The sequence below is a fragment of the Paenibacillus sp. NAIST15-1 genome (assembly GCF_001894745.1).
In the GTDB taxonomy this organism is placed as follows: Bacteria; Bacillota; Bacilli; order Paenibacillales; family Paenibacillaceae; genus Paenibacillus_B; species Paenibacillus_B suaedae.
Genome location: NZ_BBYF01000005.1, coordinates 62,251 through 84,355 on the forward strand (window position 1 = coordinate 62,251; position 22,105 = coordinate 84,355).

The following is a 22,105-nucleotide window of genomic DNA, read 5'->3' on the forward strand; positions in this document are numbered from 1 at the left end:
ATTGCTATCGTGTCCCGTTAGCGCAACGACTTACTCTGTTGAATTTCGTGTTCCTCAACATAAAGCGGCATCAGAGAAGGCGGATCGTACCTTATCGCGGCCTTTAAACGACAAAATGGTGCCGATAGCCATAGCCCCATAGCCGCAACGAAATAATGAGCCTATTCCGACAGTGCCCGCATGATGTTGGATTTCGCCTCTGCCGCAATCGCTTCACTCCCGTCATCGACCGCTTGCATTAAGATCAGTATGGGGATGTATACCGCGATCAGCCGCGCCAGCAGCTTCGTTTCCTCGTCCGCTCCTCCGTACGTTTCGAAAAACACGCCGCGAGCGTAAGGTGGTAAAAAGCTATAAGCAACGCTCAAATCGCAAGCCGGATGGCCTACGCTCAGATCGCCCCAATCAATGATGCCGGAAACGATCCCGTTCTCATTCACAAGCATATTTTTGAAATGAAGATCGCCATGTAGCAGTGCATTCACCGCCTCGACACGATCCTTTTGCAGCCTGCTAATATACGCTTCGATCACACCGGAATCCTCCGGCGACAAGTGTTCAACCACCTTCGATAGAAAGCCCTCCAATTTCACTTTGCGCGATGCTATGTCCGTCAAGTTTCGATGATCTTGCTGAACTCCGCACTTCAGCGCCGCCTGCACCGGAAACTCATGCAATCTCCGCAAAAATTTCGCCAGCGTCTCTGCCGATAAAGCCCGGCGTTCTTCCGTCAAACCGATTGGGAAATCTCCTGGCACGTAGGCATAGCCAAGAAATGGTGCCGGGTATTCGTCACTTGCTTCACCATAAAACAACGGTTTCGGATAGGGGATGGTCATATATGCCTCCAGCTTCGGCAGCAGCTTGCCTTCTATACGAATCGAGCCAACTGCAATCGTTCTTCTTGGAAACCGGAACACGTACTCGTCACCGATGAGAAAAACCGTATTGTCCCAACCCCAGCCCAATCGCTTCACTTGCTTCGATGACAGCTGAGGGAATTGTCTGCCGATCAGCGTCCGCGCCTGCTCTTCGTTAACCTCCCACTCCGCATCCCATACATTCGTTCCTCCCATGAATTGTCTGCCTCCTCGTTCCTTACGTTATTTAGATGTTTACATTCCCTGGAAGTTACGCATAACTGCCCGGTAGCTTAACAAGAATACGCAGAAAGCCGAAGTTTGTTGTTCGTGTCGGTCACAGTAAATAGGCACGATTTGACCAACATATTTTTCTTATTCGATGCGGTATTCTCATATTCCTTGCTGTCTAAGTAACGAAACCACGCCAAGTAGTTCTGCAAATACTTTGTTGCAACACCATTGAAGCGATCCATCCATTTCTTCAAGCGGCTGTGGTAGCTGTTTACGTTTTGGATATGGTACACGCCTTTCACACGTTGTTTTCCGTCGGATTTGAATCGGTAATGAGTCATGCCTTTTGAATTCGCATAGGAGCTAAATGCCCTCCATGAATCAGTGCATAACACGTTTGAGTCAGATAGATGACCACCAATCGCTTCGTCTAATTTTGTAGTCCGAATACGTCCACGCCCAAGTACGCCAGAGTAAGTCATTTTCTGACGGTCACGGGCAACCAGCACGCACACTTGATCGTGGCTTATACCACGATATTTCGTTTTGCCGCCACGTTTACGTGGCTTGCGCTTGGCAATATTCCGCTTGCCCTTTTCCGAGTAAAGAAAGTAGGTCTCGTCCATTTCAACAATATCTTGAAATGCTTCGGTTGGAATCTGCTTCAGAGCGGAAAGAATCTTATGCCGCCAGTAAAACAAGGTGACATGCGTAACTTCATCGTTTAACTGCTCTGCACATTTTCTCAGAGAAAAGCTCTCAATCATGCATTCGATAAAACGAACCCACATATGAGGTCGCCTCGTTCGTTGCAGAGGGGTGTTCGTAAGGTCATTGAATGTTTGGCGACAGGACTTACAACGGTAACGTTGACGTTTAACCTCTCCAGTGCGTGTTCTTACAGCGTACTTTCCAAATCGAACAACAGAATGGTTTTTGCAATGCGGGCAAACAAGTCCATCTTTATGCTTCTGCTCTTGAATTTCATCAATCGCTCGAACTGGAAGTGCCACTCCCTTGGTTCGGGACTGCAAATAGTAGATAAGTTCTCGCTTCCCATTATCGTCCAACGTATCAGCAAGCTTTTTCAGTTCCTTTAAATCCATGGGCAAATCATCTCCGAACAGTTATATTGCCCTTATTATAGAACACTTGTTCGTAATTATCAAATATCAACAACAAAGTTGAACATAGCCAAAATATTAAAAACATTTTAATTATAACAATTTCAAGTGGAGGTAGCGTGGTTTAAATTGTTTAATAACTGGATATCGCCCCAGCGTTACCAAGCTAAAAAATTGTATCCAAAAAGTTGAAACCCGATAGTTAATCCTGCTAAGCCTGATGAAAATCGGCTTACGTGATATTGTCGGAGATCTATGCCATATCTGCGGATTCTCCGAACAAGCGGGCAGATTGGGAATTCGTCAAATTCGTGAACGGACTGGAAATGGCGCAGGTTGCTGGGAAGGCAATGAACGATACGCTGCCTACGCGATCAGACTATTTCAAGGATTTTAGAGGGCGGGAAACGGATGCTTTTTACCTCCTGAAGCCAATGGAAGCTAGCAGTGTGTTAGATAAAAAAAGCATTCCACCAGGTTTCCAAGCTGAATTCGATTCGTTATTGTCGGCTGCACTGAAATCCATTATTAACAAAGCCTCCATCTGGCCGCATTTTATTTCTGATTTTATTCTTAAATTATATTCAGATTATGTTAAGTTGAATCTTATTTATTCAATGTTAGCATAAAAGTAGAACTCATCAATTCATACATAGGAGCAAATAAAATGAACATTAAAAAAGCAATTGTAGCGTCTATGATCGTATCCAGTATGTTAGTGGCCGTGGCAGGCCCGATTCCTGCAGGAGCCGAGGCTGCGCAAGAGCAAAAGCAAACGGATAACAAGAAGGTTCAGATCGACCAGAGGCTGGCTGCCAAGCTGCAAAAAGCAATCAAAGTATATGCAGGGAAAGAGATCAAGCTGAAGAATGTCGGCGAGAAGATAGAATTAGCTCCTCATGCTGCAAAGGTTGAATCCGTAGACGGGAAATATGCTGTTCGCTTTAGTGTTGGAAGTGGTGGTATATGGCAGGTTGATGAAAAGGTTACAATCGATAAAATCAGTAAAGAGGATCAGGAGAAAGTCCTGAAAGTGTTGAAAGGAGCATATGCAAATAAAACATATGTCTTTGATAAAGAAGTGATTATGCAGCGAGACTATGATGGTAAAAACGAAAAGCTGGGTGTGGGCTTGTCGTATCAGTTGACAGGGAAAGACTTTGAGGTATATTACTTCAAAGAGAATGCTCCTAAAATGCCAAAAAATGAAGTTAGTGCATTTACAATTAAGTTCACCAAGGAAGAGCTTGACCCGAAGTTGTTGGAAACGGCAATCGGAGCAATAAAAACGGTATTTAATCATGATTTGGAAGTTACATCCGCTAATCTAAGCCGCTTTACATGGACACTTGAAGATAAGGACGTATCGCTTGAAATGGAGGAGGGAAAGGTCGTTAACGTATATCATAAAACGCGTAAAGCGGTAACGACCAACACGAAGATTACGGAAAACGATGCCAAAGAAGTGGTTGCTCCGCTTGCCAAGGAATTATTCAATATGGACATTGCGGATTTGGAAGTGAAGTGGGACAGCACCTTTAAAAATTACTACTTCATTAAAGACAAGCAACCCGTATTAAGAGTAGCACTGGATGCCGATAAGAACGTAGCGTTCTTAACATCAGGTATCAGAGCGTTTTCTGGATGGTAAAGTATCGAGTACCATTTGAATAGAGCCGGTTTGAATGTCAAAGAGTTATTGAATTGCATAGCGCAATTTGGCATGTCGTTATCGATAACAAGAAGTCAGTGGATGAAGCGGCTGCCGTATTGGAGGCCAAGGCGCAAGAGTTGCTTATACAAGCGCGAGCAGCGTCAGGTAAGAAGCCTTAAGGAATAGTAACGTGTTCTTAATTGATGTTAATGGAATGTTATGTGGTTATTTACCAATTCCTACGCTAAAATATCTAATCGATTTTATATTCAAGTTATTACATAGGAGGATTTATCATGAATTTGAAAAAAGCAATCGTCGCAACACTGGTCGTATCCAGCATGCTGACTACATTGGCAGGCCCGATTCCTGCGGGGGCCAAGGCGCAAGAACAGAAACAATCGGATCACCGGACGATTCAAATAGATCCGAAGCTTGCTGAAAAGCTGAATCAAGCGATAAAATTATTTGCCGGGAAAGATGTTGAATTGCAGAAGGTGGGCAAGCGTGAATTAATTCATAATAAGGGTACTGCAGGTCTGGCAGAAGTTCGATCGGTAGATGGAAAATATTGTGTACAATTTGACAGTCTTAAGGATAAGGAAATTATCTTGTGGGTAGGCGGCCAAACCACGATCGACCAAATCAGCAAGCAGCATCAAGAAGAAGTCTTAAAGTGGTTGAAAGTAATAGATGCGAAGTATGCCAAGTATGCAAAGAAGAAGTACGCCTTTGAACAAGAAGTTTGGGTGAGTAAACTAAACGTTAGAGCATTTAATCCTCTTGACAGAGTAAAGCTATCTAAGGAGAAACGGTACGAATTGAAAGGAAAAGATTTCTCCACTTTCTCAATCGATTTTGATGATGATGGTCAACTGAAAACTGATTATCTCCGTATTGATTTTGATAAGAAAGAGCTTGATCCGAAATTGCTGTCAACAGTTATAGCTGCTGCTAAGACGGCGTTTCAACATAAATTTGAAATGACAAGTGCTCAGCTTGCAGTTAATGTATTCCCAATAACGGCTCATGGGAAAAATAAAGCAGAGGCAGCGTGGGTATTTCATGATGGCAAAGTTACGGTTTATGCGGATCCCAATACAGGAGAAATAAAAGGCATGTACAATGAGTTTGGAATAAGAGTACGAGATCATAAGGGAATTTCAGAAAAAGAGGCGAAAGAAGCGGTTGCCCCGTTAGCGAAGAAATTATTTAATATCGACATGAATGGACATAGCGTGAAATGGGATGAACACAGGAAGGATTATTATTTCACCAGCAAAAATGGCATGAATGTGAGAGCAGCGCTCGATGCGAATAAAAAGATTGTATACATATGCGCCGGGAAAGCTGCTGATGCGCAGTTCGACGGTTATGTAGCAGATATGGAAGTGAAATCTAAATAAACGTTGCAAATGAACCATTTAATTATATTTTGACTCAGTATCGAATAATCCACTGGCTTCCATATGTCGGTGGATTTTTTTGTGTATTTGACTAAAAATGTTGATCCGTATCACCAATCTCATGGCGTATATGATAATGAATTCAGAGTGTTAGAGATATGATGTCACAAATGAGCGGGTTGAAACTGTTATATATTGTAGGCGATACACCAGTGGTACGTAATAAGAATATGTAGGAGGGTTTAGTATGAATTTAAAAAAAGCAATTCTAGCGTCTATGATCGTATCCAGTATGTTAGTTGCCGTGGCAGGCCCGATTGCTGCAGGAGCCGAGGCTGCGCAAACGCAGAAGCAAACGGATAATAAGAAGGTTCAAATCGACCAGAAGCTGGCGGCCAAGCTGCAAAAGCGGTAAAGCAATTCGCGGAGAAAGAGATAAAGTTGCAGGAGGCTGCCGAGACTACATTTGCTACAGATGCAAAGGTTACATCGATTGATGGAAAATATGTCGTCTACTTCGATTATAAAAAAGGAGAAGTAAGGCAGATCAACGGAACGATCCCAATCGATAAAATCAGCAAACAGGATCAGGAGAAGATCCTGAAAGCACTGAAAAGTGCATACGCGAAGAAAACATACGTCCTTGATAAAGAAGTGGTTCTGAGTCGCCTTTATGATGGTAAAAATGAAAAACTAAAAGATGATTATTTTTCGTATTGGTTGACAGGGAAGGATTTTGAGGCACATTGGGAAGCATCGGGTAAGGCGGAATTTGAGAGTAGAGTTTTAATAAAGCTTGCCAAGGAAGAGCTCGATTCAAAGTCGCTGGAAACGGCAGCAAAAGCGATGAAAACGGCATTTGATCATGATTTTGAAATCACAGAAGCTCAACTTTATTCTAAAGGTGACAAAGTTCAAACGTTGTCACTTAAGGATAACGATGCTTCACTTCAGATGGAAGCAAAAAAGGGAAAGGTCTTGAACGTATTTAATAATACAAGAAAAAAGGTAACGACCAACCAAGAGGTTACGGAAAAAGATGCAAAGGAAGTGGTCGCTCCGCTTGCCAAGGAATTATTCAATATCGATATTTCGGGATGTGAAGTGAAGTGGGACAACCTATTTAAAGATTATTATTTTGTTAAAGGTAAAGAGACGGTATTGCAAGCAGCGTTGGATGCTGAAAAGAAGCCCGTGTACATCAGAACGAGCAAATAGACGTTAACTGTATTCGTTTTGCAGTAGTCTCATAAGAGAAAAAAAGCAGTCTATCCTCACTTGAGGAATAGGCTGCTTTTGCTCTATTAGCTTTACCATCCGCTTTGCGTTTACAACAGCTGGACAGACGACGAAATCGGCGTCCTTGTTATATTCGAAGCCTTCGCTTACGTTTATGCCATTTGCTGTTGTCTGTTCGAGCAACGCCAACAATTGCTTACCGTCGTCGGTGCTTCCCGGTGTCACCTCTAGGGCGGTAATGATTTCTTCTTCCGTCATTGCAATATGTTCTTTGTACCCAAAAAACGATTTGGAACTGCTCTTCCAGCCGAAGCGCGCATCTGGAAGCGAGTCTTCTGGATTGATCCCAATAAACCATTTGTATGCCGGATTTACTTGAGCTTCCTGTATGATTCGCTCATCCGAGAGATGTACAGGATCTGTAAGAACAACAAACGAAACAGTAATTCCGGTTCGTTTGCCGGTCTGCCATAATACTTACAGTAGGAATGCTTTGCTAGTTCATGAATAAATCCAAAATCTACAGTGGCATGTAATTTGCGAAGTAGGTGGTTTTCTGGTACAAGTTTATATAACTCCGCATGAAACGATGTGGTTAATTAAGAAGGTCACAATAAACTGCTTACAAAACAAAGGATCTGTTGGAAAGGTAGAAAACTGCCGCCAGGCAGATCCTTTGTCAGTTACTATATTGGTAGTCGCGATCCGGTAACGATTTTCCTCCGTCTTGCAGTTGCACTTGCTGTCGCAATCTATTCTCCTTATTATGGAACATAAGAACTGCTTGCAAGGAGTGCTGAGGTCATGACACAAAAAATATTGATTGTCGAAGACGATATTCATATCTCGAAAATTATTAAAATGAACCTCAATCTAGTAAACTATGAGACCGCCGAGGCTTACGACGGCTTGGAAGCGCTGGAGGCGCTGAAGCGGGCGCCGTTCGACCTCATCCTATTAGATGTGATGATTCCGCTTATGGACGGATTTGAGTTGATGGAGAATATTCGGCCTTACCGCATTCCAGTCATTTTTCTGACAGCGAAAAATTCGGTATACGACAAAGTCAACGGGTTGAAGCTCGGAGCGGACGACTACATAGTCAAGCCCTTTGAAGCGATTGAGCTGCTGGCTCGGATCGAAGCCGTGTTGCGTAGATATGGCAAAGAAGAGCGGCTGGTGGCGTTTCAAACGATTCAAGTGGATTTGGACAAAAGGGAAGTCCTCAAACAGGGGATACCCGTCGAGCTAACGCCGAAGGAATACGACTTGCTTGTCGTTCTACTGAAAAACAAAAACATAGCCCTCTCCAGAGAACAGTTCATCGAAAAAGTATGGGGATACGACTACTATGGGGAGACAAGAACGGTCGATATGCATATCAAATCACTTCGCAAGAAATTGGATCTCCAGGATTATATCAAGACGATTTACAAAATGGGCTACCGGCTGGAGGACTAGGTAATGAAGTTTTGGCAGAAAATTTATGTCTTCACGGTCCTCGTATTTCTCCTCATCTTTCATGCAGCATCCATCATGGTCATTGAGCGGAGCCATAACAAAATGCTCGGGCAAGAAATCAACAACGCGATGAGTCAAAATATGAGCATACATACGAGCGTCGAAGCGATTGTACCGATTTTGCGCATCTATGACTCTATTGATTACGAGAAAACGGTACTAACGAGAATTGCCAATGAATTTATACAAAAAACCAGTGTTCCACGGGTCTACCTGGATATCAGGGACGAAACGAACCGGCCGGTGTTCAGCAATTTAGATTTTCCGATGCCTGCTCAGCGCAACGAACTGGATAAGCTGGAGGAGAATGAAATTCGCTATATTTTGCGGGACATCGACCAGCGCACGATTCTCTTCACTTCGAACCTGGCGAATATCAATCATAAACCTTATATGTTTACTTACATGGTAGATGTGACTCCCGTATATCAGGATCGGGTGGATCAATATCATTTTTTCTTCAAGGTGGATTTGGCGGCCTGCTTCCTGTTTATGTTGATTATGTTCCTCGTGAGCAGAGGGTTGACACAATCCATAGACCGGCTGAACAAGACGGCGCAGGTCATCGCTCAAGGTGGTTTTTCGGAAAGGGTTCAGTTGAAGTCTAGGGACGAAATCGGCGTATTAGCCAACAATTTTAATGAAATGGCGGCAGTCGTAGAGGATAAAATTTCGGATCTTGAACGGCTCAATGAACAAAAGCAACGGTTTATCGATAATTTTACTCATGAGTTAAAAACGCCTTTAACTTCCATTATCGGCTATGCCAATTTTATGAGGACGACCAAATACAACGAGGAGGTGTTCCTCGACGGCTTGAATGTGATTTATTCCGAAGGAAAACGATTGGAATCGTTATCCCTGAAGCTGATGGATTTGATTCTGCTTCAAGAGGATCGCTTCGAAATGGTGCCGCATGAGCTCGGAGCCATTGTTGCCGAAATTCGGCCGGCGCTGGAGATCATGGCCAAGGAGAAGCGGGTTCATATCGATACGGATTGCGAGGAAGGGTGCTTGCTTGTCGATCCTGATCTGATTAAGGTGCTGATCTTCAATCTCGTAGACAATGCGATCAAAGCTTCGGAAGAAAACCAGACCGTTGAGCTGCGTACTTTCTGGCGCGGCAGCCATTATATTGTTCAAATCGCCGATCAAGGCATCGGGATTGCCGAAGATCATCGGGATAAAATCTTCGAGCCGTTCTATATGGCGGATAAAGCAAGAACGAGAAGCAATAACGGGGCGGGTCTTGGCCTCTCGATTTGCCAAAGTGTCGCCAGATTGCACCATGCCGACATTCATATTGCAGACAGTGAGATTCAGGGAACGATCATTGAAGTCGACTTTGCCCCGTTCCAATCGAAAGGCGGGGAACATCTGTGAAAAAATGGATTTTAGCGTTTATGTGTATGGTAATCCTTATGCTGTTGACCGGATGTGAAGGCTGGTTTAACGCGATCCCCAAGGATAAAGTGATGGTCAAACAAATCAGGAAAGAGAACCCGGGCAACGAACCGGAATATGAAGGCGTGCTTTCTCAAGAAACGGCGAAGACGCTCAGTCTAAAGGCGATCAATACATACTACGAAATGAATGTGACAATGGATGAGCTTCGATTCGAATCGATGTACGTAGACCAGAACAAACTTAACGATCTGCTGAACAGCCCGCGGCCGCAAGAGGAACCTGTAGTTTACTACGGCGACAAAACCTTGCCCGATCGAATTCCAGAAGGGCAGTCTTCCTTGCTTGATCAAATCCCGAGAGGTCTGTATTATGTAACCCTAACACAATCCGTGAAGCCCAACGAGATTTATGATGTGGTGCTGAATGCAAAGGACGGAGATATCGTCAAAATTTCGAGATCAGGCGGCAAACAAAATCGCGTCCAGGAGATTGCGAGAGATAAGGTCTTCGATATTGCGAATCGCTTTATTCAGGAAGAAGGAAGCTACCCGCTGACTGAGTTGACGTTGAATCAAGACATGACGCGGTGGGATAGGGATGGTGAAGCGGAGGTATTCTATACGAGCAAAGATAACCAAACGTTAAAATACAGTGTTACGGTAAGCTTTTATATGAACGGAGTCAGCGGTTTCAGTAAAGATATTATGGCGCTGCTGAACTATATCCGAGTTAAATAGCCAGACTCATAGTCTCCAGGTCGATTGCCTACAGCGATCGGCTTTTTTATTGTTAATTTTGGGGCTCCTCGCAGAGTATCTGAAATTACACCGAAGCCAAAGCTTCACTTTGTGGAGATTGATTTTACAACTTCTATACAAGTCCATCTAATTTCTCATATATCGGCTCATTATACTGATGGAGAACCGCGAGCGTGGTGAATACCATACTGTAATTGAGAGGAAGTGCCCAATGAAGAAGTTTTTGATCATCCTGACAGCCGTTTTCTCTATGGTCGCCGTTTCAGCCTGCAGCAGTACCGGTAACGGCAGCGGAAATGGCAATAGATCCGGAGGAAGCGTCAGTGATCCTACAACCCAAACGGCGCAGAAAGGTCATGCAGCCGAACCTCCGGGAGGAGCGATGCCGCCCCCGTCCGATACGGAGAAAAAAACGGTGGTGTTCTCTACCGGCTTTCCAAACGATTATTATAAGCTGGCAAAGCAGCAATATGAAGCCAAGCATCCTAATATCACGATTGAGCTGCAATCCGTCGAAAGCGATGATTCCCGAATAGAACAGGATATGGAGAAATTCGTCAAGACGACGAATACAGCCTTGCTATCCGGTAAAGGTCCCGATCTTATCAATTTGGATCAATTGCCTTCAGCCGATTACATCAACAAAGGTTTATTAACCGATATGTCCAAAATTATCGATAAGGATCCCGGATTTATAAAAGAGGACTATTTCAATAACGTGCTGGATGGTATTAAGGCCAACGGTGGAATTTATGGGATGCCGCTCTATTTTTTCGTTTATGGTTTAATGGGAAACCAGACTTTCATCGAGAAGAGCGGAGTTACATTCGATGATACGAAGTGGACCTGGGCCGATTTCGCCGACACTGCCAAACAGTTGACCAAGAATGCGGATAAAGAATATTATCGATATGCTTTAGGAGGAATTACGCCCGAGCACATGTTGTCCAGATTTGTTAATGACCAATACGGTTCCTATGTGGATCAAGTCAATGGGAAAGCCAAATTTGATACAAGCAGCTTTATTCAGATGATGAAGCAAGTGAAATCCTTGTACGACAATAATATTATTAGTTCAACTGAATTATCTCTAATATTCAACCCGGTTCAAATCAATTCACCGGAAGATTACATACGCCAATTAAGGCAAAGCGAGTTCGGGGGGGAGTTTGCTTACAAGTCGAAGCTTTACTTGAGTCCGAATCCGGAAGGGGGGAAACCCGGAGCCACTTTCAGGACGTATATGATGATCGGCATCAACAACAGGTCGTCTGTTAAACCGGAAGCTTGGGATTTCGTCAAGTTTATGGTATCTGAAGAAATGCTATCTCAGGCGAAAAGCACCGGTTTCTCAATAAATAAAGCTTCCTATGTGAAGAGAGCGAAGGAACTGCTGAAAACGGGGAAGGTGGAATCCGATCAAGAAGTCGGCCCTATGAAAGGCCAAGTATTTGAGATTATCCAAAAGGATATTGACGATTTAGAGAAGTTTGTGAACGGAGCCAACTATCATGTTTTGGAGAAGCTCGTGAGCAGCTCCATCTCTCTTGCTTCTTCGTCTCAGAAAAGTACGAACAAAATCGATCAAATTGTGCAGGAAGAATCGATTGCTTATTTCAGCGGGCAGAAAACCCCGGAAGCTGTGGCCGAACTGATTCAAAATCGGGTAACCACAGTACTGAATGAGTAAGCTGCTGCGCAATGAAATGGCCGTGGCTGCGCTCTTCCTGTCGCCAAGCTTGATCGGATTTGCCATCTTTTATTTGATTCCCTTTATCATGGGGGTTCTGTATTCATTTCAAGATAGCCCGGGGAACGGCTCTTTTGTCGGATTTCACAATTATGAGTCACTGCTGGAGAGCGCTTCCTTCCGCAAAGCGGCAGCTAACACTTTTCTGTTTACCAGTGTATGCGTACCGCTAATCGTTGCTCTGTCACTATTTTTTGCCCATCTTCTGAACCAAAGGCTGTTTATCCGGAATTGGCTGCAAACTGCCTTTGTAATGCCGCTCGTAGTGCCCGTCGCTTCCATTGTGATGATGTGGCAAATTGTATTCGACTGGAACGGAACGTTGAACGAATGGCTGCATAGCTTGCATTTGGAGCGGGTGGACTGGATGAAATCAGATTGGTCTATCGTTGTGCTGGCGGTTGTATATACATGGAAAAATATCGGATACAACATCATTTTGTTTTTGGTCGGCATGCGGAACATTCCAAAGGATTACTACGAGACAGCGGAGATCGAAGGTGCGGGAAAGTTCCATCAATGGGCTCATATTACATTCGTCTATTTAACGCCAACGATGTTTTTCGTCGTTCTCATGTCCATTATCAACTCGTTCAAAGTGTTCCGCGAAACCTATCTGATTGCGGGCGATTATCCGCATGATCAAATCTACATGCTCCAGCATTATATGAACAACATGTTTCTATCGCTCGATATCCAGAAGCTGACCGCCGCGGCTGTTGTTATGGTAGGGGGCATCTTGATTTTCGTGAGCTCCATGCTGGCCATCGAGCGACGTTTCCGGAATTTTATGGAGTAGGCGAGGGGGAGTGAAAGTGGCTGTATTTCGTAAGCTGGTGCGAACAATAGCGCTTTTCCCGGTCGCTGTGATCATGCTTTTCCCGATCGTAGTCACATTTTCGAATTCATTGATGACTGAGGAAGAAATTAACCTTAACTATAATCTAATCGGCAAGATGGTCAAGACTTCAGCGGGAGAAGTCAGCTCCTTTATTAATCTTAAGCTGATTCCTGACTGGGTATCGTTTCATCAATATATGGAAGTGCTGATTGTTAAGCCCGTGTTTCTGCAAATGTTTTGGAATTCCGTGTTCTTGGTCGTACCGATCATTGTCGGACAGGTCATTGTTGCATCTTTGGCTGCCTACGCGCTGTCAAAGATGCGGTTCAGGGGGAGGGATAAGCTATTTTTCGTTTATTTAATCACCATGCTGATGCCCTTTCAGGTTACGTTAGTCCCCAACTACATCATTGCGGATGAGCTCGGAATCCTCAATACCGAATCTGCGATTATTTTGCCGGGAATTTTCAGCGCTTTTGGGGTGTTTATGCTGAGACAGTTCATGCTGCATATCCCGCAAACGTATATCGAAGCGGCGCAAATGGATGGAGCCGGACATGGGAAGATTTTTTGCAAAATTATCGTTCCATTGATTCAGCCGGGAATCGCTGCATTAATCGTATTGTTGTTTGTTGACAACTGGAATATGGTGGAGCAGCCGCTCATTTTTTTGGAGGATTCCTTCAAGCAGCCGCTATCTTTATACTTGTCGCGTATTCAAGAAGGAGCCCGCGGGGTAGCTTTTGCCGCATCCGTCATCTATATGGCTCCGATGGTTTTATTGTTTTTGTATGCAGAATCCAGCTTTGTCGAAGGGATTCAGCTGTCAGGAATAAAAGGATAGACCTTATATGGGGTGAACGGAATGGAGTTTCAACAAAGTGAACAGGCAGCAATGGGACGGAAACGAACCATACGCCTCGTATTTGGCTTGTTTATCGGGCTCTTGATTGGATTTACGCTATTTAGCAATACATTAGCGACACTGAGCTTGCCCAAGGTGGTGTTGGCGTTGCCGTCCAAGGGACAGCTTGTTCATACGTTTACGGGCAGCGGGGTGTTGAAATGGAAGGCGGAAGCGCGCTTATCGAACAACTCGGGGTGGAAGGTCGAGAAAGTACACGTAAAGGAAGGGCAGCTTGTGAAGAAAGGACAGCGGCTCGTCTCTTATGAAACAGAAGCGGCCGAACAGCAAATTCTGGACGAACGGGCGAGTCTGAAAAAGCTGAAGCTTTCGCAGGAAGGGCTGAAGCGCGATTTTCTCGAGGCTTCACACAAAGCGGACGAACAGGCGATTGCGGCAGCGAAAAATGCGCTTGGTATCAGTGAGATCGATCTCGAGGTTCAGGGGCGACGAATTCAAAAGCTGCAACATGATTTGAAAGCGAACGGCAACCTGGTTGCTCCATTTGATGGGATCATTACGACGATCGGTGTGACGGAGGGGGTGCCTTCTGGTGGAGCTCCCGATGTCGTCATCTCAAACAAAAGCCTAGGATTTCAGTTTGAATTCCTTGCGCCTGCTCATATGACCGCATCGCTGCAATCGGGCGAGAGCTTGAAGGTGCGGGTGGAGGGAAGCCAGGCTCTTCAAGTTGAAGGCCGAATTGAACATATCCAAAGTGCCTTTTCCAGCAATCAGGCCGGTGCTCCGGATGGAAAAGGAACAAATGCCGAAGTTGCCATGAAGTTTATACGGATTACGTTGAAAAATCAGGATATAAAAGGCGGTGAGAATGCTCAGGTCGAGTTGACGAAAATAACGGGCGATGCGCTCCTCGTACCCAATAAAGCGATCCGCGATGACGGCGGCGGAAAGTATGTGTTTGGAATCGAGGAAAAAAACGGCCCGCTCGGCAACGCATTTTACATTCGGAAGCTGCCTGTTACCGTTATCGATTCCAATGAATCCGTATCGGCCGTAACCGAAGGACAATTCGAAGAGGAAAAAATCGTCACCGAGAGCAGCGAGCCACTTCAGGTAGGCGATAAAATTCGATTATAATCAATTTTTCTATTGATTTCTCAAAGTCGGAGATCAGTTCAAGCCTATCATCTCCTTTTTCCCCAATCGTCGATCTCATGACCTGCTTTTCCTCGTGGCTCCATTGCTAAGGCAAGCTCTCCAGCATATATCCATAGTCTTGAACTTGGATGGTGGCCAGAGGAGTGCGCAGATTGTGGGAACCCTTGACATCCACTCCGCTTGCGCCTTTTCGAGGATCTAGGCGACTGTTCTTGCCATTACAATCTGGTTGATACAATTGTCTATTGACAGCAATGGGATTTATGTGCAAAATAAAATTGATTGATCGACCAAATTAAAAAACAAACGACCAATTAAATGACGGTGGAGGTTCTGATGGAAGACAAACAATCTTTTATTGCCGAAGCAAGAAGAGAACAGATTATTCAAGCATGCATTAACACACTTGAGGAACTCGGCTACACCAATGTCAGTTTAACCAAAATCGCTAAAACAGCAAAAGTAAGTACAGGGTTAATTTCGTATCATTTTTCTGACAAAATGGATTTGATTAACCAGACCTTGCTGTACTTGCTTAACAAAAAGTTGGATTTCATTAGTGAAAAGGTGGTTCAAGAAGAAACACCTAGTTCACAATTGAAAGCCTATATTGGAGCCAGTTTAGCTTATCAAGTAGCTAACTATAAGAATAATATCGCATTAATTGAGATTGTATTTAATGCTCAAAACGAAGAAGGAATTCCTTACTATAGGGCCGATCATGGAGAAGAAGAGGATCCATTACATTCATTACTCAAAGAGATCCTAATCGAGGGACAACAAAAACAAGAGTTTTCGAATGAGTTTGATGTTGAAATGATCTGTGTTGTGATTCAAGGTGCGATTGAAGAAAGTATGCTTAAGCACATAAATTCCTTTAGTTTTGAGAAGTACGCTGATGAGCTAACTAAATTAGCCTTGAAAGTCGTCTTGTAACATCCATTAAGGTTGGAGGTAACAATCATAATGAACAATACATCCACAATTGGTATGGGCTTCTTGGAAAAATGGATTGCAGCATTATTTCCTTTTGTGTTAGGAACGATAGGCTGGTATCTTCCAAAGTTGTTGGAATTCGCAAAAAGGATACCTTTCTTTTCCGATTCAAAAGTCATTAAACTTTTACTTTCATTCAGCCCGTTTTGGGCGTCTGTGATCTTGATGATCGCAGGAGGAGTCATAGGCGTTCTCTTATCACTAACAGTCTATAGTGAAGCATTGAAAATGAGCATAAGAGATCAAGAAATACGGATCAATAAAGATAATATAGAAAAGAGAATCAGTAAATCTGAGATAAAGGAAATCTTTATGGAAGATAATATTGTCGTTATTACGGGAACAAAGGGACAAGAGCTTTTGAGCGAAAAGACAGACATCAAGAAGGAAAAAATACGAGAAATCTTCCTGTATCATCATTACCCATGGAGTGAACAGGATCCGTATAAAGATGAATTCAATCTTTGGACCCTGGATGATCATGCATGTGGAGAAAATGCGAATGCTATCTTATATGAACGTCGAAATGCAATTAGGGAAGGGGATAAGAAAAAGGCCACAAATTTAAAAATGGACTTACGTGAACTAGGAATCGTTGTGAAAAATCAGGGCGAGAATCAATATGTACGAAAGATCAAATACTAATTTCCTATTGATTTCCACAAAGGTTTATGTAAAACTATAGAAGTGAAATTGTAATTCCACTTTTTTCCTCGAAAGGAGATGTTTTAAATGGCTGCTTATATGGTATTGGTGATTTTAACTTAGCCGAATATCGGGCGTAGTAAATTCCAATCTTTGATTATAGCTTGGAATGAGACAATCGGGAATATTACCCGTGTTTCTTTGCTATGCCGTAAACAGTAACCTTTCGTGAATACTGCTGTTAGCGGGATACGATGTAGGTCGTATCCCTTTTTGATTATAAGCCGACTTTTGGCTTGTCGCCGCGAAACAGCAGCTTCTTAGGAGGCTGCTTGTTCGCGGTATTTTTATGCCCAAAAACAACATTAATTTTAGGAGAGGATCGGCTCAATGATTGATTTAAAACAATACGGCTATATCGAAGCCGAGACGCCGCCGATAGGATTAATACCCGGAAGGGTTACGGAACTTCAGCGGGACCAATATACCGTCATCACCGAACAAGGAGAAGTGACGGCTGTATTGAAGGGTGCATTCTACCACTCTGTGGGGACTCGAGAGGAGTTTCCGTGCGTTGGCGATTTTGTTTTTCTACAATACAACGAAAGCGGCGCTTCGCGCATTGCCAAATTGCTGCCTCGCCGCTCGAAATTTTCCCGCGCTGATTATTCGGGACACGCAGCAGGGTATGCCAAAACCATACTGGAACAAGTCGTAGCAACGAATTTTGATTACGTATTTATCGTGTCGTCCCTAAACTGGGATTTCAAGGTCAGCCGCATCATGCGCTATCTGACACAGACACGGCAGAGTGGTGGCCAGCCTGTCGTAATTTTAACAAAAGCTGACTTGGCTCCGGATTTCAGTGCATCGTTAGCTGAGGTTCAGAAAATCGCCCCTGGTGTGCCGGTACACGCAGTTTCCAGTCATACCGGGAGTGGCTTAGACGGGTTGAGTGAATATCTGCAACCTGGGAAAACCGTGGTATTCCTCGGCATGTCCGGCGTGGGAAAATCCTCGCTGGTAAACGCCTTGATGAATCAGGAAGTAATGACTGTCAATGCTATCCGCGAGACTGACAGCCGGGGGCGGCACACAACAACGCATCGCCAGCTTTTTATGCTTCCTTCAGGCGCGATGGTTATTGATACGCCGGGAATGCGTGAACTTGGGTTGTTCGGTGCGGACGACGGGATCAGCGCGGGATATCACGATGTGGAGGATTTATTCACACAGTGTCGCTTCAGTGACTGCCGCCATCAGACGGAACCAGGCTGCGCAGTTCTTGCCGCTCTTGCCGATGGATCATTGGCGCCAGAGCATTGGGAGCGTTACCTTGTACAGAAGCGTGAAAACAAGTTTGTGGATGATAAAACGGGGTATCTCATAAATAAACGGGCGTGGCAAAAGTCGATTGCCATGCAGCATAAGGGTAAAAATGGAGGACACAAGAAATGAACAACCATGATGAAATGTTTGTAAAGCCCGAAATACTGGTGCTTGTTGTGAGTAGAATGCTCGGCAAGACGATAATCCGCGCAGATTATCAACTTAAAGAGTTGCAAGGCGGGACAGTAGGAGATGTTCGGCTTGTAACGGGCATGGCTGAAACTTCCGACGGTGAAAATCTGCCGTATAAGGTAGTTTGGAAAACACAGAAAAAATGGGAGCGTTATGGTGATCCGGATTCATGGCGAAGGGAATACGATCTCTATGCATCGGATTTCAACAAGGTTTTCTTCGATTCGTTCCGTTGTCCGGAGTGTTATCACGCCGAAATAAATGGCGATGAGATACAGCTATGGATGGAATATATTGATGGTGTGTCAAGTTTAAATCTGACCTCCGAAATGTATGAACGTGCAGCCAAGGAATTGGGGCGGTTTCAAGGCAAGCTGTACGCTGAACAACCAAACGTATTGCAGAATTTGACCAATTTAAGCAAGGTTGAGTTTACAAAAAACTACTATCTGCGGTATCGGTCATGGAATGTTTTGTATGATTACATACGCTCCGATGACTGCGAAATCCCGAAGCACCTATGTAAAATGCTTATAGACTTAGATAACAATTCGGACGAAATATTCAGTCGCATTGAAAAGCTGCCAATCGTGCTTTGCCATAGAGATTTTTGGGTGGCAAACATATTCTGCTCGGAGAGTAAAATCGTACTGATCGACTGGGATACCGCCGGATGGGGGCATATGGGCGAGGATATCGCGAGTTTAATAGCGGACGAAGCGGATGTCTGTCATATGGTTGAATACTACCAAAGATGCGTTCCGGCGTATTACAGGGGTTTTTCGGAATATGCGGATGTGTCCCACAACTCCGATCATTGTGTTTATGAACTAATCCTTGTTATGTTCGGATACAGGCTTGTGGAGTGGTATAAATTCGCTGAGTCGCCCGAAGATAAATCAATGCACCTTAATACCTTGCAAAAAATCTATGAGATGAGAAATTTGTAGATCCTGTCTAATAAATCCTTCTGCTATGGAAATGGCATACGCCTACTTCGTAGCATTAGGATTTTTTTGTTCAGGCAAGAACATTGCCGACATTCATGATGAAATGAATCAATCGATTTGTCAATAGAAACTTACAGCTTATGTTGCGAGTTTGTTTTTTTATTAAAAGCAGAATAAAGATGGAATTGAAGCAATAGAGATAAACGGTGTTATTTAACAAATGTAAAAAAGTGGAATGTAATAGTATCATTATAGTCTGAAATCCATTTATTACTTACCAAGATGGATACGCCAGCAGTAAATGCTAGCTATGCATAAATTTCATTTGTTCTAGGAGGATTTGATGAGAAAACTCAAGAAGTCACTTCAGGTTTTATCTCTTACGGTGGTAACAGCGGTTGTAGTAGCTGGCTCGCCATCTTGGGCACTAGCCCAAACTTCAGAGCCAGTCACCACACCAACAGAGCCAGTCATCACACCAACGGAGCCAGTCATCACACCAACAGAGCCAGTCATCACGCCAACAGAGGAAGCCATTACAGAGCTAAATAATCTTCTTGTTCAGCGAAATTTTGAAGTAAAAGCGCTTGGAGATATATGGGCGGAAGGCGACCGAGAACGTAGATTCATAAATGCTCGAAAAATATATCAGCCAACAGGTTTATATGCAAAACCCAATGAACAAATTAAGATTGAAGTTTCAGGTGACAAACCAATTACAGCGGTTATTGGAATACATCGTCATGATAAAGAATGGGCGCTTTTTTATCCATTACAACCAGGCATAAACACAATGACCTCACCAAATGGCGGTTTGTTATCATTTGATAACAGCAACAATGAAGGTAGTATTAATGTAAATGTAGTGAGCGGGGGGAGTCCTGTTCCATTCTTTGTATTAGGCAAGAATACAAATGCGGATTGGCAGGCAATGATGAATGCATATCCTAATGCACCTTCTGTTGTTCTTCAATCAGAAAGAGCTCTCTTTGTCTTCTATTATGCTACTGCTAGAGATCATATCTTGAATCAAGACCCAACTACTCTTTTACAGACTTATGATAAGTTTATTACAGCACAGGATCAAATATCTGGACTATCTAGTTCTGATTCTGATCCTAGGCATCGGTTAGATAGGCATTTGATTGGCTTTATTGAATCAGAAAATACCATACCAGGAGCGTATGCATATGCAAATTGGGATGGGGCAATTATGCCTAAAGATACTGGAGCAAGTGCCGATGCTTTAGACCTTACAAGAACGGGTTGGGGGCAGTATCATGAGGCAGGTCATCTGAGACAACAAGCACCTTGGAATTGGGATGGGATGACTGAGGTTAATGTAAATATATATTCTATAGCCGCTAAGAAGGCTCTTAAGCCTACTGAACCTGCAAGATCCCCAGGCGAGTACTTAGCTGCTTTCACGTTTGTAGATCAGCCAACCAAGAATTTTGCAGACTCTAATTCAAAATTAGAAATGCTGTGGCAGCTTAATCTTGCTTTTGGGGATAACTTCTACCCACAGTTACATCGATTATATCGTGAGATGGAAAAAACTGATCTGCCAACTACAGATGATCAGAAAAAGCAGGCATTTATTCTCAACACTTCAAAAGTAGCTCACTATGACTTGACGCCTTTCTTTGATAAATGGGGTTTACCTGCAACAAATGACACAAAAAACAAGATTAATGCATTGGGTTTACCTCTTCTAACCGCACCAATTTGGTTTGGGTCAGATTATAACATCATTAAACCGACTGATGGAATGGATAAGGTAAAAGGTATTGGGGGTATCATTGCCGCAACAGCAAATAGCGAAGAGACTTCACAGGGTAATGCCGCAGTATATGCATTTGATGGAGATACAAAAACTATCTGGCACAGTGCATGGAATAACCCAAATCAGTTTCCTTATCATATTACAGCAAAGTATGTAAATCCTACAACATTCACCAAGCTAACCTATCTACCACGACAAAGTGAAGAAAATGGAATTATTACAAAATATAGAATCCTAACTAGTCTTGATGGAGTATCCTTCAATGAGGTTGCCACAGGCACTTGGGCAAAGGACAAAACAGAAAAGACAGCCACTTTCACACCTACTCTTGCCAAATATGTTCGACTTGAAGTACCTCAAGGTGGTGGCACAAATGGTTTTGCATCTGCAAGTGAGATTAAACTCTTTGAAGCACCACAACCTGTTACAACGTATCTCAGCGATATTAATTGGTTTTCTGCCACAGCAGGTTGGGGAACAGTCCAAAAAGATCGTAGTGTTGATGGAAATACACTCAAGTTAAATGACAAGACCTATACAAAAGGTTTGGGCACACATGCTAACAGTGAAATTGTATACAAACTGAATGGGCAGTACACATCCTTTGCCGCGCTAGTTGGGGTAGATAGTGAGGTAGGTACTGTAGGTACTGTGGAGTTCAAAGTTGTTGTAGACAATCAAGTTGTATTCACTAGTGGCGTAATGAATAAAAATACAGCGGCAAAAGAGGTAAACGTTAATCTATCTGGAAAGAATGAGCTAAAACTCATTGTCACAGATGGCGGAGATGGTATAAATAGTGACCATGCCGATTGGGTAAATGCTCGTCTTATCAAATAGAATTTAACTTTACTAGTAAGTGTCTAATAGCCCTCACCTTGTTATCGAGGTGTGGGCTATTTTGCTTTTCTTTATTTTCTCTGAACAACTAATAGGAAAGGAAATAAGGAAGATCGGGGATCTACAGTCTGGATTATGTGAACCAATATCCTAACGAAGTGAGAGCGTTTATTCGGGCTGGATAGCAGTGTTCCCTCGCTGAGTGAACAGAAGATTGATTCGTCAGTGACAGAACCGATTAAATGGTTCCGCGACTTGGGCTTCGCCCGTATACAATTGAAACTGGGTGCTGACCCTTATGATGGACTGCCTTATGATGAACAAACGAAAGAACAATTGAACATTTTGATACGCAAAAACATGTATAATACAACTCAATTAAATGAGGCAGAGAGCATGTATTTCAACTTTAATGCAACAGAACAGCAATCTTTCCCTCCTAATTTACCTGTTCTTTTCTTTGTCCAAGCGCACCACCCTGTGACGGATCGATGGATCCCCGAACATGAGAAGCAAATAAAGGATTGAGATTAATCGTAGATAAAGC

Annotated in this window: 22 protein-coding genes and 1 pseudogene; 19 read left to right on the top strand and 4 right to left on the bottom strand. The window is 43.5% G+C overall.

Annotated features, from left to right (window positions below; genetic code table 11):
• Positions 1 to 161 precede the first annotated feature (161 nt).
• Together PBN151_RS13315 and PBN151_RS13320 are read right to left on the bottom strand one after the other, a co-directional pair.
• On the bottom strand, positions 162 to 1,076 hold the full coding sequence (locus PBN151_RS13315) for a phosphotransferase (protein ID WP_072729342.1): 915 nt from the start codon (positions 1,074 to 1,076) through the stop codon (positions 162 to 164).
• Positions 1,077 to 1,153: 77 nt separating this feature from the next.
• Positions 1,154 to 2,200, bottom strand: a complete 1,047-nt coding sequence (locus tag PBN151_RS13320) for an IS1595 family transposase (RefSeq protein ID WP_072729343.1) — start codon at positions 2,198 to 2,200, stop codon at positions 1,154 to 1,156.
• 254 nt (positions 2,201 to 2,454) lie between these two features.
• Between PBN151_RS13320 and PBN151_RS13325 the strand changes: the two genes are divergently transcribed.
• From PBN151_RS13325 to PBN151_RS13340, 6 genes are all read left to right on the top strand, one after another.
• Complete coding sequence (locus tag PBN151_RS13325; RefSeq protein WP_175560703.1) at positions 2,455 to 2,847, top strand: hypothetical protein; 393 nt, start codon at positions 2,455 to 2,457, stop codon at positions 2,845 to 2,847.
• Positions 2,848 to 2,885: 38 nt separating this feature from the next.
• A complete protein-coding gene (locus PBN151_RS13330) occupies positions 2,886 to 3,869 on the top strand; it encodes a hypothetical protein (protein ID WP_072729344.1) in 984 nt (327 codons plus the stop codon).
• Positions 3,870 to 3,922: 53 nt separating this feature from the next.
• Positions 3,923 to 4,051 (top strand): hypothetical protein, encoded by a 129-nt coding sequence (locus tag PBN151_RS32285; protein WP_265332095.1) that lies wholly within the window; start codon positions 3,923 to 3,925, stop codon positions 4,049 to 4,051.
• A 117-nt stretch (positions 4,052 to 4,168) separates the two neighbouring features.
• Complete coding sequence (locus PBN151_RS13335; RefSeq protein WP_072729345.1) at positions 4,169 to 5,278, top strand: hypothetical protein; 1,110 nt, start codon at positions 4,169 to 4,171, stop codon at positions 5,276 to 5,278.
• A gap of 247 nt (positions 5,279 to 5,525) precedes the next feature.
• Positions 5,526 to 5,693: a hypothetical protein gene (locus PBN151_RS32520; RefSeq protein ID WP_370510419.1), complete on the top strand. Its 168-nt coding sequence runs from the start codon at positions 5,526 to 5,528 to the stop codon at positions 5,691 to 5,693.
• A gap of 26 nt (positions 5,694 to 5,719) precedes the next feature.
• Positions 5,720 to 6,496, top strand: a complete 777-nt coding sequence (locus PBN151_RS13340) for a hypothetical protein (RefSeq protein WP_370510420.1) — start codon at positions 5,720 to 5,722, stop codon at positions 6,494 to 6,496.
• Positions 6,497 to 6,499: 3 nt separating this feature from the next.
• Here the strand turns inward: PBN151_RS13340 and PBN151_RS32650 are convergent, their stop codons facing one another.
• Positions 6,500 to 6,862 carry a transposase gene (locus PBN151_RS32650; RefSeq protein WP_483311010.1) on the bottom strand — a complete coding sequence of 121 codons (363 nt, stop codon included), beginning with the start codon at positions 6,860 to 6,862 and terminating at the stop codon, positions 6,500 to 6,502.
• Positions 6,836 to 7,107: pseudogene (locus PBN151_RS32655) on the bottom strand (transposase); the annotation flags it as partial. The gene PBN151_RS32650 and the pseudogene PBN151_RS32655, both read right to left, overlap by 27 nt.
• A gap of 214 nt (positions 7,108 to 7,321) precedes the next feature.
• Between PBN151_RS32655 and PBN151_RS13350 the strand changes: the two are divergent.
• From PBN151_RS13350 to PBN151_RS13410, 13 genes are all read left to right on the top strand, one after another.
• On the top strand, positions 7,322 to 7,978 hold the full coding sequence (locus tag PBN151_RS13350) for a response regulator transcription factor (protein WP_072729347.1): 657 nt from the start codon (positions 7,322 to 7,324) through the stop codon (positions 7,976 to 7,978).
• 3 nt (positions 7,979 to 7,981) lie between these two features.
• Positions 7,982 to 9,421 (top strand): sensor histidine kinase, encoded by a 1,440-nt coding sequence (locus PBN151_RS13355; protein ID WP_072729348.1) that lies wholly within the window; start codon positions 7,982 to 7,984, stop codon positions 9,419 to 9,421.
• Complete coding sequence (locus PBN151_RS13360; RefSeq protein WP_072729349.1) at positions 9,418 to 10,182, top strand: hypothetical protein; 765 nt, start codon at positions 9,418 to 9,420, stop codon at positions 10,180 to 10,182. The genes PBN151_RS13355 and PBN151_RS13360 overlap by 4 nt, the downstream gene beginning before the upstream one ends.
• A gap of 232 nt (positions 10,183 to 10,414) precedes the next feature.
• A complete protein-coding gene (locus PBN151_RS13365) occupies positions 10,415 to 11,893 on the top strand; it encodes an ABC transporter substrate-binding protein (protein ID WP_072729350.1) in 1,479 nt (492 codons plus the stop codon).
• Positions 11,886 to 12,752: a carbohydrate ABC transporter permease gene (locus tag PBN151_RS13370; protein ID WP_072729351.1), complete on the top strand. Its 867-nt coding sequence runs from the start codon at positions 11,886 to 11,888 to the stop codon at positions 12,750 to 12,752. Before PBN151_RS13365 ends, PBN151_RS13370 begins: the two co-directional genes overlap by 8 nt.
• A gap of 73 nt (positions 12,753 to 12,825) precedes the next feature.
• Complete coding sequence (locus PBN151_RS13375) at positions 12,826 to 13,638, top strand: carbohydrate ABC transporter permease (protein WP_083545147.1); 813 nt, start codon at positions 12,826 to 12,828, stop codon at positions 13,636 to 13,638.
• Between the two features lie 21 nt (positions 13,639 to 13,659).
• A complete protein-coding gene (locus PBN151_RS13380; protein ID WP_072729353.1) occupies positions 13,660 to 14,799 on the top strand; it encodes an efflux RND transporter periplasmic adaptor subunit in 1,140 nt (379 codons plus the stop codon).
• Positions 14,800 to 15,156: 357 nt separating this feature from the next.
• Positions 15,157 to 15,756 (top strand): TetR/AcrR family transcriptional regulator, encoded by a 600-nt coding sequence (locus PBN151_RS13385; protein ID WP_072729354.1) that lies wholly within the window; start codon positions 15,157 to 15,159, stop codon positions 15,754 to 15,756.
• A 30-nt stretch (positions 15,757 to 15,786) separates the two neighbouring features.
• Positions 15,787 to 16,461 (top strand): YqeB family protein, encoded by a 675-nt coding sequence (locus PBN151_RS13390; protein ID WP_072729355.1) that lies wholly within the window; start codon positions 15,787 to 15,789, stop codon positions 16,459 to 16,461.
• Between the two features lie 390 nt (positions 16,462 to 16,851).
• On the top strand, positions 16,852 to 17,919 hold the full coding sequence (rsgA, locus tag PBN151_RS13395; RefSeq protein ID WP_083545130.1) for a ribosome small subunit-dependent GTPase A: 1,068 nt from the start codon (positions 16,852 to 16,854) through the stop codon (positions 17,917 to 17,919).
• A complete protein-coding gene (locus PBN151_RS13400; protein WP_227774637.1) occupies positions 17,916 to 18,932 on the top strand; it encodes an aminoglycoside phosphotransferase family protein in 1,017 nt (338 codons plus the stop codon). The genes rsgA and PBN151_RS13400 overlap by 4 nt, the downstream gene beginning before the upstream one ends.
• A 343-nt stretch (positions 18,933 to 19,275) precedes the next feature.
• Positions 19,276 to 21,558, top strand: a complete 2,283-nt coding sequence (locus PBN151_RS13405; protein WP_072729356.1) for an NPCBM/NEW2 domain-containing protein — start codon at positions 19,276 to 19,278, stop codon at positions 21,556 to 21,558.
• A gap of 225 nt (positions 21,559 to 21,783) precedes the next feature.
• Entirely contained in the window at positions 21,784 to 22,086 is a 303-nt protein-coding gene (locus PBN151_RS13410) for a hypothetical protein (protein WP_370510421.1), read from the top strand.
• Positions 22,087 to 22,105: the final 19 nt, after the last annotated feature.

Coding starts and splice junctions, on each gene's coding strand:
- PBN151_RS13355 (WP_072729348.1), top strand. CDS start 7,982: ATGAAGTTTTGGCAGAAAATTTATGTCTTCACGGTCCTCGTATTTCTC.
- PBN151_RS13380 (WP_072729353.1), top strand. CDS start 13,660: ATGGAGTTTCAACAAAGTGAACAGGCAGCAATGGGACGGAAACGAACC.
- PBN151_RS13320 (WP_072729343.1), bottom strand. CDS start 2,200: ATGGATTTAAAGGAACTGAAAAAGCTTGCTGATACGTTGGACGATAAT.
- PBN151_RS13315 (WP_072729342.1), bottom strand. CDS start 1,076: ATGGGAGGAACGAATGTATGGGATGCGGAGTGGGAGGTTAACGAAGAG.
- PBN151_RS13400 (WP_227774637.1), top strand. CDS start 17,916: ATGAACAACCATGATGAAATGTTTGTAAAGCCCGAAATACTGGTGCTT.
- PBN151_RS13405 (WP_072729356.1), top strand. CDS start 19,276: ATGAGAAAACTCAAGAAGTCACTTCAGGTTTTATCTCTTACGGTGGTA.
- rsgA (WP_083545130.1), top strand. CDS start 16,852: ATGATTGATTTAAAACAATACGGCTATATCGAAGCCGAGACGCCGCCG.
- PBN151_RS13385 (WP_072729354.1), top strand. CDS start 15,157: ATGGAAGACAAACAATCTTTTATTGCCGAAGCAAGAAGAGAACAGATT.
- PBN151_RS13350 (WP_072729347.1), top strand. CDS start 7,322: ATGACACAAAAAATATTGATTGTCGAAGACGATATTCATATCTCGAAA.
- PBN151_RS13330 (WP_072729344.1), top strand. CDS start 2,886: ATGAACATTAAAAAAGCAATTGTAGCGTCTATGATCGTATCCAGTATG.
- PBN151_RS13375 (WP_083545147.1), top strand. CDS start 12,826: ATGCTTTTCCCGATCGTAGTCACATTTTCGAATTCATTGATGACTGAG.
- PBN151_RS13365 (WP_072729350.1), top strand. CDS start 10,415: ATGAAGAAGTTTTTGATCATCCTGACAGCCGTTTTCTCTATGGTCGCC.
- PBN151_RS13370 (WP_072729351.1), top strand. CDS start 11,886: ATGAGTAAGCTGCTGCGCAATGAAATGGCCGTGGCTGCGCTCTTCCTG.
- PBN151_RS13390 (WP_072729355.1), top strand. CDS start 15,787: ATGAACAATACATCCACAATTGGTATGGGCTTCTTGGAAAAATGGATT.
- PBN151_RS13335 (WP_072729345.1), top strand. CDS start 4,169: ATGAATTTGAAAAAAGCAATCGTCGCAACACTGGTCGTATCCAGCATG.
- PBN151_RS32520 (WP_370510419.1), top strand. CDS start 5,526: ATGAATTTAAAAAAAGCAATTCTAGCGTCTATGATCGTATCCAGTATG.